At 60.2% G+C, this 9,493-nt stretch carries 7 protein-coding genes; 6 read left to right on the forward strand and 1 reads right to left on the reverse strand.

Going from position 1 to position 9,493, the window contains the following annotated elements; all coding sequences use genetic code 11:
- Positions 1–17: 17 nt before the first annotated feature.
- Complete coding sequence (locus tag ACIQVE_RS17885; protein WP_402810580.1) at positions 18–1,091, reverse strand: diguanylate cyclase; 1,074 nt, start codon at positions 1,089–1,091, stop codon at positions 18–20.
- 202 nt (positions 1,092–1,293) lie between these two features.
- On the opposite strand from ACIQVE_RS17885, the gene ACIQVE_RS17890 reads away from it, so the two are divergent.
- From ACIQVE_RS17890 to ACIQVE_RS17915, 6 genes are all read left to right on the forward strand, one after another.
- Positions 1,294–2,748, forward strand: a complete 1,455-nt coding sequence (locus ACIQVE_RS17890; protein WP_402810582.1) for a flavin-containing monooxygenase — start codon at positions 1,294–1,296, stop codon at positions 2,746–2,748.
- 21 nt (positions 2,749–2,769) lie between these two features.
- Positions 2,770–3,699: an alpha/beta fold hydrolase gene (locus ACIQVE_RS17895; protein WP_402810583.1), complete on the forward strand. Its 930-nt coding sequence runs from the start codon at positions 2,770–2,772 to the stop codon at positions 3,697–3,699.
- 162 nt (positions 3,700–3,861) lie between these two features.
- Positions 3,862–5,361: a glycolate oxidase subunit GlcD gene (glcD, locus tag ACIQVE_RS17900; protein WP_402810584.1), complete on the forward strand. Its 1,500-nt coding sequence runs from the start codon at positions 3,862–3,864 to the stop codon at positions 5,359–5,361.
- Positions 5,361–6,410 carry a glycolate oxidase subunit GlcE gene (gene glcE, locus ACIQVE_RS17905; RefSeq protein WP_402810586.1) on the forward strand — a complete coding sequence of 350 codons (1,050 nt, stop codon included), beginning with the start codon at positions 5,361–5,363 and terminating at the stop codon, positions 6,408–6,410. The genes glcD and glcE overlap by 1 nt, the downstream gene beginning before the upstream one ends.
- A gap of 2 nt (positions 6,411–6,412) precedes the next feature.
- Positions 6,413–7,633, forward strand: coding sequence for a glycolate oxidase subunit GlcF (gene glcF / locus ACIQVE_RS17910; RefSeq protein WP_402810588.1), 1,221 nt, complete (start codon positions 6,413–6,415; stop codon positions 7,631–7,633).
- 88 nt (positions 7,634–7,721) lie between these two features.
- Positions 7,722–9,110, forward strand: coding sequence for a VOC family protein (locus tag ACIQVE_RS17915; RefSeq protein WP_402810590.1), 1,389 nt, complete (start codon positions 7,722–7,724; stop codon positions 9,108–9,110).
- Positions 9,111–9,493: the final 383 nt, after the last annotated feature.

The following is a 9,493-nucleotide window of genomic DNA, read 5'->3' on the forward strand; positions in this document are numbered from 1 at the left end:
GTGATTTGTAATGACAGTCAGACCGAGTCCAGCAACGGCTGCTTGGGCAAATTCTCGCTGTTGCAGATCACCCGATTCCTTCCACTCGCCTTGGCTTCATACAGCGCCTGATCCGCATCATTGAGCCAACGCGTCGCATCGGCGTGTGCCGGATCGTACGCCGCCAGGCCGATACTCAAACTGACCTTCAACGCCGGATTCTGCTCATAACCCAACGTCGCGAAGCGCTCGCGCAACGCCTCCATGGCCTGGGCGGCATTGAACAGCGGCAACTCCGGGAGAATCACGCAGAACTCATCGCCGCCGTAACGCCCGGCGACGTCAGTCGCACGCAGGTTCTGCTTGAGCATCTTGCTCAACTGTCGCAACACGATATCGCCGGCCACATGCCCGTAGGTGTCGTTGATTGCCTTGAAATGGTCGATGTCGATCAACGCAATCGCCGCGCCCTGCTTCTGTTGTTTGCAGTGTTGAAAGGCGATTTCCAGTTGATCCTTCCAGGCGCCGTGATTGAGCAGGCCGGTGAGGCTGTCGGTACGGCTCAGCGCCAGCAATTCACGTTTATGCACGCCCAGCGTGTAGGCCTGACGAAAACAGATCCAGCCCAACGCCAGCGGATACAGCATCAGCAGCGGCAGGCACGCATACAGCTGCAACGGCGAGGTTTGCGGAATGAACGCCGGGGCAAACACCACCAGCCCCAAGCCGACCCCGAGTAATTGCGCCGCAGAACCGGCCAGCAAAAACCGAAAACCGCCGATGGCGACGTTGTTCATCGCCATCATCGAGATGGTCGTGGCAGCGGGCAGCGGGTTGAACTGCATCGCGGCGACCCAGAAGCCGCCGAGAAAGGCGTCTATCAACAGGTTGCGGTGTTCGGCGTGGAAAGGCACTCGAGCGCGGCGCGCCCATTGAAACGCCAGATGTGGCCAGACCAGGCCATTGAACAGCATCAGCGCCCAGACCCACGGCGGCGGATCGAGCGAGTACATCGCCACGGACACACACAAAAGCCCAAGCAACAGCCCGAGGATGCGTGATTTATAAAGCCTCCTGGCCAGTGAAAGTCCCTTTCTTTCCGTGTTTCCCATAAGGGCCTCGACCACTCGACGGAACCTGCACACCGCAGGACGGATGTGCTCGGAGTCTAACAGGGCAACGTTAAATAGCCATCATCGGCCAGCGACCTCACCTGGCAACAAAATTCCAATGTGGAAGCGAGCTCCCACAACGCAAATATTTGGCTATACATGAAAGGAGGAAAACGGAAAAACAACTATAAGAAGGAGGCCCATGCAGACTTACCAAGTGTTGATCATCGGCAGCGGATTTGGCGGTCAGTGCGCGGCGATCAACCTGCTCAAGGCCGGGATCGACGATTTTCGCCTGCTGGAACGGCGCGATTTCTTTGGTGGCACCTGGTGCCAGAACACCTACCCCGGCGCGGCAGTGGACGTGCCCTCCCCCCTTTATTCGCTGTCGTTCGCGCCGTACCGCTGGTCACAGATGTTTGCCGAACAAGCGGAATTGCATCGCTACACCGAGCACGTCATCGATTCATTCGGCCTGCGTGAGCGCGTGGAACTGCAAGCCAACGTCGAACACGTTGAATGGGACGACATGGAAAAACGCTGGGCCGTCCACACCGCCACCAAGGGCACGTTCTACGCGCAGTTCCTGATCAATGCCAGTGGACCATTGAGCCAACCAGTGATCCCACAATTTCCCGGCCAGGATCGCTTTCAGGGCAAGACATTTCATACAAACAATTGGGATCACAGCTACGACTATCACGGTAAACGCGTGGCCATCGTCGGCAGCGGTGCCAGCGCCGCGCAGGTGATCCCGGTGATTGCCCCGCAGGTCGAGCAACTGCATGTATTCCAGCGCACTGCGCATTGGGTGCTGCCGCGCGCCGATCGCGTGTTCGGGCCGTTTCAGCGCTGGTTGCTCGGCTTGAAACCGGCCTACAAACTGCTGCGCTGGCTGATTTACTGGCAGTTCGAGACACGGGTGATCGCCTTCAAATACTCGAAACCGGCGATTAACCTGGTGCAGAAGCAAGCGCTGCGCTTCCTCAAGCGCCAGGTGCCTGATCCGGTGCTCCAGCAAAAACTTACACCGGACTTCACCATCGGCTGCAAACGGGTCTTGGTCTCCAGCACCTACTACCCGGCATTGACCCGGTCCAACGTCACCCTGCACAGCCGCGAGCAGGGCATCGCGTCAATTGACGAAAGCGGAATCAACACTCAGGACGGTGAGCACATCGATGTTGATCTGATCGTCTGGTCGACCGGTTACGACGCTACCGACGGCGTCATTTCCTACCCCGTCAGCGGAAAAAACGCCGTGCAGCTCAGAGATGTCTGGGCGGAATATCCCCGCGCCTACCTCGGCACCAGCCTGCCGGACTTTCCCAACCTGTTTATCGTCACGGGGCCCAATACCGGCATTGGCCACACTTCGGCGCTGTTCATCATCGAATCGCAGATGAACTACATCATCGACTGCATCCGCACTGTGCAAACCAAAGGTCTGCGCAGCATCGAAGTGCGCCCCGAGGCAGAACGTACCTACACTGCAATGATCCACAGGGAGATGGAGCGTACGGTCTGGAAGTCCGGCGGCTGCCACAGTTGGTATCAAAGCAAGAGCGGTCACGTAATCGCCATGTTTCCCGGCTTCAGTTTCAGCTATCACCGCTTGACCCGGGCGCTGAAACCGGCCGATCACATTTTGTCCTGACTACGTATAAGGAAGACGTCGATGCTTTTGCTGTTTGTCGCCCTCGCGGTGTTCGTGGCCTGGAGCTGGTTGAGTTATCCGGCGGTCGGCCATTGGCTGTATGACCTGAACATGGCCATTGAGGCCAAGTTGTACAAACTGCACAAGATCGAAGTGCCGATCGCCGAGATGACCGTCTCGACCTGGCAGGGCGGGCCGTATGAGGCGCCCAGTGCGATCCTGATGCTGCACGGCTACAGCGCCGACAAGAACCTGTGGCTGCGTTTCTCCCGGCATTTCGTCCGCCAGTATCGGGTGATCATTCCGGATCTGGCCGGCCACGGTGAAACTGGCTTCAAGGCTGGCGGCGGCTATGACATTGCGCTGCAGGCCAAGCGCATGATCCAGCTGCTCGACGTCTGCGGCGTGGAGAAAGTGCACGTGATCGGCAACTCCATGGGCGGTTACATCGCGGCCTGGCTGGCGGCGACATACCCCGAACGGATCGCCTCGTTGGCGCTGATCGACCCGGCCGGCGTCACCGCGCCCGAGGTCAGCGACATGGAGCGCCACCTCGCCCGTGGGCACAACCCGTTTCTGATCAACTCCCGGGAAGAATTCCAGCAGTTTTATGCAATGACCATGGCCTCGCCGCCGTGGGTGCCGAAGCTCGTACTGGATGCTATCGCCCAGCGTTATGAAAACCAGCGCGATGAACTGGAAGAGATCTTCCACGATTTCCGCGCCAGCCCGCCGATGGAGCCGAAGCTGGCCGACATAAAATGCCCGGCGCTGCTGCTGTGGGGGCGCAAGGACCGCTTGATCGATGTCAGCAGCGTGCCGATCTGGAGCAAAGGCATCGCCGATTTGCAGGTGGATGTGTGGGACCACGTTGGGCATATGCCGATGGTCGAACAACCGGGAGATACCGCGCGGTTGTATCGGGAGTTTTTGGGCAAGCAACGACCATGATCGACTACAGGTTTTTGTGGCGAGGGGATTTATCCCCGTTGGGCTGCGAAGCGGCCCCAGCCCTGACACTAGGTTGTATCAGAAAGCCCGCAGTGACTGGTTTGGGTCTGCTTCGCAGCCCAACGGGGATAAATCCCCTCGCCACAGAGGTTCAGGTGTGAGATGAACATTCTTTACGACGAACGCCTCGACGGGCCGCTACCTGACGTAAACAAGGCCGATCTGCTCAAGGCCCTGCAACACGCCATCCCCGACCTCGACATTCTCTGGCGCGAGGAAGAACTCAAACCCTACGAATGCGATGGTCTCTCCGCCTACCGCACCACGCCGATGCTGGTCGCCCTGCCCCGTCGGCTCGAGCAGGTGCAAACCCTGCTGAAACTCTGTCATCAACAAAACGTCCCAGTCGTTGCCCGTGGCGCCGGCACCGGTTTGTCTGGCGGTGCATTGCCGCTGGAAAAAGGCCTGTTGCTGGTGATGGCGCGCTTCAACACCATCCTCCACATCGACCCGGCCGCCCGCACTGCGCGGGTTCAGCCGGGCGTGCGCAATCTGGCGATTTCCCAGGCCGCCGCGCCGTTCGGGTTGTATTACGCGCCGGATCCGTCGTCGCAGATCGCCTGCTCGATTGGCGGCAACGTCGCCGAAAACGCCGGTGGCGTGCATTGCCTCAAGTACGGTCTGACCGTACACAACCTGCTGAAAATCGAAGTGTTGACGATTGAAGGCGAACGCCTGACCTTGGGCTCCGAAGCTTTCGATACGCCGGGTTTCGACTTGCTTGCGCTGTTTACCGGCTCCGAAGGCTTACTGGGGATCATCACCGAAGTCACGGTCAAACTGCTGCCCAAACCGCAGGTCGCGAAAGTGCTGCTGGCCAGTTTCGATTCTGTGGAAAAGGCCGGATGCGCCGTGGCCGAAATCATCGCCGCGGGCATCATTCCCGGCGGTTTGGAGATGATGGACAACCTCGCCATCCGCGCCGCTGAAGACTTTATTCACGCCGGTTACCCGGTCGACGCCGAAGCCATCCTGTTATGTGAACTCGATGGCGTCGAAGCCGATGTCCACGACGACTGTCAGCGGGTGCGCGAGGTTATGACCGAGGCCGGCGCGACCGAGGTGCGTCAGGCTCGCGACGAAGCCGAACGCGTGCGCTTCTGGGCCGGACGCAAAAACGCCTTTCCGGCCATCGGTCGCTTGTCACCTGACTATTACTGCATGGACGGCACCATCCCGCGTCGCGAATTGCCCGGCGTCTTGCAAGGCATCGCCCGCCTCAGCGAGGAATACGGTTTGCGCGTGGCCAACGTGTTCCATGCTGGCGACGGCAACATGCATCCGCTGATTCTGTTCGACGCCAACCAACCCGGCGAACTGCACCGCGCCGAAGCCCTGGGCGGCAAAATTCTCGAATTGTGCGTGCAGGTCGGTGGCAGCATCACCGGCGAACACGGGGTCGGGCGCGAAAAAATCAATCAGATGTGCGCTCAATTCAACAGCGAAGAATTGAGCTTGTTCCACGCCGTTAAAGCCGCGTTCGACCCGAAGGGCCTGCTCAACCCCGGCAAGAACATCCCGACGCTGCACCGCTGTGCCGAGTTTGGCGCGATGCACATTCATGCTGGGCAACTGCCGTTTCCCGAGCTGGAGCGCTTCTGATGACTGACTTCGACGGCGCCAGCGCTCTGCTCGATCAGGTCAATGAAGCGCGAGCCAATGCCACGCCACTGAAAATCCAGGGCGGCAACAGCAAAGTATTTCTTGGGCGCGAAGTGGCCGGTGAGGTGCTCGACACCCGCGTGCATCGCGGCATCGTGCGCTATGAGCCCACCGAGCTGGTGGTCAGCGTGCGCGCCGGGACGCCGTTGACCGAGCTACTCGCGGCACTGGATGCGGCCGGGCAAATGTTGCCGTGCGAGCCGCCAGCCTTCGGTGAAAGCGCCACAGTCGGTGGCATGATTGCAACGGGTTTGTCCGGGCCTCGGCGGCCGTGGTCGGGCTCGGTGCGCGATTTCGTCCTTGGCACGCGGGTAATCACCGGTCTCGGCCAACACCTGCGTTTCGGCGGCGAAGTGATGAAAAACGTTGCCGGTTATGACCTCTCGCGACTGATGGCCGGCAGTTACGGCTGCCTTGGTGTGCTCACCGAAGTCTCGCTCAAAGTCCTGCCCAAACCGCGCCAATGCCTGAGCATTCGCCTGGACATCGATTGCGCCCGCGCACTGGCCAATCTCGCCGAGTGGGGCCAGCAACCGCTACCAATCAGCGCCGCGTGCCACGATGGCGACAGCTTGTATCTGCGACTTGAGGGCGGTGAAGGCTCGGTGACAGCGGCGCATCAACGTCTGGGCGGTGAGCCGCTGGACTCGGGATTCTGGCGTGATTTGAACGAGCAACGTTTGCCATTCTTTGACGAAGGCGTGCCGTTGTGGCGCCTGTCGCTGCCGAACAATCTCGGCGTGTTGGATCTGCCCGGTGCGCAACTGATCGACTGGGCCGGCGCCCAACGCTGGCTGAAATCCGATAGCCAAGACATTCATAGCCTCGCCCAGGAACTCGGCGGCCACGCCACCTGCTTCACCCATGGCGCCAGCTCGTCACCGTTCCAGCCGCTGCCCGCAACGCTGCTGCGCTATCACCGGCAACTCAAGGCGCAACTCGACCCGCAAGGGCTGTTCAACCCCGGCCGGATGTACGCGGAGTTTTAGCCATGCAAACCACCCTCAGCGAGCAATCCCGACAGTTGCCCCGCGCCGCCGAGGCGGAAAAGATCCTTCGTAGCTGCGTGCATTGCGGTTTTTGCAATGCGACGTGTCCGACGTATCAATTGCTCGGCGATGAACTCGATGGTCCGCGCGGGCGCATCTATCTGATCAAGCAAGTGCTCGAAGGCGCAACGGCGACCGCACGGACGCAACTGCATCTGGATCGCTGCCTGTCGTGCCGCAACTGCGAAACCACCTGCCCGTCCGGCGTCGATTATCACAACTTGCTCGACATTGGTCGGGCCGTGGTTGATCAGGCAGTGCCGCGTCCGGCGGCGCAACGCTTGTTGCGTGAAGGCCTGCGCGCACTGGCGCCGAACCCTGGATTATTCAAAGGTTTGCTGCGGGTGGGGAGCACGTTCCGGCCACTATTGCCGCGAATGTTTGAGAGCAAATTGCCGCAGCACATGCCGACGTCGGGGTTGCGCCCCGCCCCTCGGCATGCGCGCCGCGTCATGTTGCTGGAAGGCTGCGTGCAGCCGGGTTTGTCGCCGAACACCAATGACGCCACGGCGCGGGTGCTCGACCGACTCGGGATCAGCGTCATCCCGGTAGCCGAGGCCGGTTGCTGTGGTGCGCTGGATTATCACCTGGACGCCCAGGCCAAAGGCCTCGACCGCGCCCGGCAGAACATCGACGCCTGGTGGCCACACCTGCAAAACGGCGCCGAAGCCATCGTGCAGACCGCCAGCGGCTGCGGCGCGTTCATCAAGGATTATGGACATTTGCTCGAGGCCGATCCGGTCTATGCCAACAAGGCGCGGCGGATCAGCGAAATGACCCTCGACCTGGTGCAGGTTCTCGCGCAAGAACCGCTGGAGCAGGTCTGCGCCGCCAGCGAACAGCGGATCGCCGTGCATTGCCCCTGCACCTTGCAGCACGCGCTGAAACTCGGCGGCGCGGTGGAAGCGGTGCTGACCCGCCTCGGTTTCAACCTGACGGCGGTGCCGGATGGCCACTTGTGCTGCGGCTCGGCGGGTACCTATTCCCTGACCCAACCGAAACTCGCCCGACAACTGCGCGACAACCGCCTCAACGCCTTGGAAAGCGGCCGCCCGCAGCTGATCGTCACCTCCAATATCGGTTGCCAGAGCCACTTGGCCAGCGCAGGACGCACACGGGTTATGCACTGGATCGAACTGGTGGATCAGTCGTTGGCAGAATGAAGTTCGTAGGATTCTTCGTTTGCCCGCGCCGGAGAAGGCTGCGATCTTTTCTCCTCTCCATTACGTGACCGTGGCAGGAATTTATTTCATGACCGTGCAGCCTTTCGTCAGCCCCGACCTGATCCGCCAACGCTTCTCCAAAGCGATGTCCGACATGTACCGCGAAGAAGTGCCGCTGTACGGCGCACTGATGGAACTGGTGGAACAGACCAACCGCGATGTACTTTCCCGCGAGCCAGACATTGCTCGGCAGCTCGACAGCACCGGCGAAATCGAACGCCTGGACATGGAACGCCATGGCGCGATCCGCGTCGGCACCGCCACGGAACTGGCCACCCTCGCCCGCTTGTTCGCGGTCATGGGCATGCAACCGGTGGGTTATTACGACCTGACCCCGGCCGGTGTGCCTGTGCATTCAACGGCGTTTCGCGCGGTGCATGAAGATGCGCTGCAAATCAGTCCGTTCCGGGTGTTCACGTCATTGTTGCGGCTGGAGTTGATTGAAGACCCTGAGCTGCGCGCTTTCGCCGATTCAGTCCTGGCCAAACGTTCGATCTTTACCGACGCAGCGTTGCGTTTGATCGCCCAGGCTGAAGCGGCTGGCGGACTCAACGAAACCGAATCGCAGGAATTCGTCCTACAGGCATTGGAAACCTTTCGTTGGCATCACAGCGCAACCGTTACCGCTGCGCAGTACCAGACACTGAGCGCCCAACACCGGTTGATCGCCGATGTCGTGGCTTTCAAAGGCCCACACATCAACCACCTGACCCCGCGCACACTGGACATCGATATCGTCCAGGACCAAATGCCGGCCCGTGGCATCACGCCCAAAGCGGTGATCGAAGGCCCACCGCGCCGGCAATGCCCGATCCTGCTACGCCAGACCAGTTTCAAGGCGCTGGACGAGCCAATCTCATTCACCGATCAAAGCGAAAACCGTGGCAGCCACAGCGCGCGTTTCGGCGAAATCGAACAACGCGGCGCCGCGCTAACACCCAAGGGCCGGGCACTGTATGACCGCTTACTGAATGCTGCCCGCGAAGAGCTCGGTGATTTCCCCAACGAAGGCAATGCCGCACGCTACAACACGCTAATGACTCAACACTTTGGCGAATTTCCTGACAGCGTTGAAGGTATGCGCGAACAGGATTTGGCGTACTTTCGCTATTTCGCTACGGAAAATGGCTTGGCCGCGGGTAGCCTCGGTGACGCCTCTCTGGAGGATTTGTTGCGAGATGGCTATGTGAAAGCAGAACCTTTGGTGTACGAAGATTTCCTGCCGGTCAGTGCGGCGGGGATTTTTCAGTCGAACCTTGGCGATGCGGCGCAGGCGCACTATGGCGAGCATTCCAATAGACAGGCGTTCGAACAGGCGCTGGGGCGCGCAACCATTGATGAGTTGGGGCTGTATGCCGAGACGCAGCGGCGCTCGATCGAAGAGTGCGCTGAAGTGATGGGACTCACGTCGATCTGACGCTTGGCCAAAAATATGTGACGGGGGGGAAAAATCCCCTCACCACAGGTCAATGCCATCATCTGGCCATACTGCGCAAGAAGTTGCGCAGCTGTACGTAATATTTTGCCTTTAAAATCGCTACAGCCCATACACCACGTGGCCTGTAGCCAAGTGCGCAAGAAGTTGCGCAGTACTGCGCAACTTCTTGCGCACTTTTGCCCTCGCTCCCCTGTGAAAAAACCTCAGAACCGCAGACCAGAGCGGTTTCACCCCCGCCCGCCGGGGACTTCACAAAACCTGGCACGCTCCTTGATAACAGTCAGGCACCCACCGGGCGATTTCGCCTCCCGGGCACCTTAAATTTATCCGCAAGGAGAGCACCCCATGGCAACACCAGCGTA

The sequence above is a fragment of the Pseudomonas sp. NPDC098747 genome (assembly GCF_044760045.1).
Lineage (GTDB): Bacteria > Pseudomonadota > Gammaproteobacteria > Pseudomonadales > Pseudomonadaceae > Aquipseudomonas.

Coding starts and splice junctions, on each gene's coding strand:
- glcF (WP_402810588.1), top strand. CDS start 6,413: ATGCAAACCACCCTCAGCGAGCAATCCCGACAGTTGCCCCGCGCCGCC.
- ACIQVE_RS17915 (WP_402810590.1), top strand. CDS start 7,722: ATGACCGTGCAGCCTTTCGTCAGCCCCGACCTGATCCGCCAACGCTTC.
- ACIQVE_RS17885 (WP_402810580.1), bottom strand. CDS start 1,091: ATGGGAAACACGGAAAGAAAGGGACTTTCACTGGCCAGGAGGCTTTAT.
- glcE (WP_402810586.1), top strand. CDS start 5,361: ATGACTGACTTCGACGGCGCCAGCGCTCTGCTCGATCAGGTCAATGAA.
- ACIQVE_RS17895 (WP_402810583.1), top strand. CDS start 2,770: ATGCTTTTGCTGTTTGTCGCCCTCGCGGTGTTCGTGGCCTGGAGCTGG.
- glcD (WP_402810584.1), top strand. CDS start 3,862: ATGAACATTCTTTACGACGAACGCCTCGACGGGCCGCTACCTGACGTA.
- ACIQVE_RS17890 (WP_402810582.1), top strand. CDS start 1,294: ATGCAGACTTACCAAGTGTTGATCATCGGCAGCGGATTTGGCGGTCAG.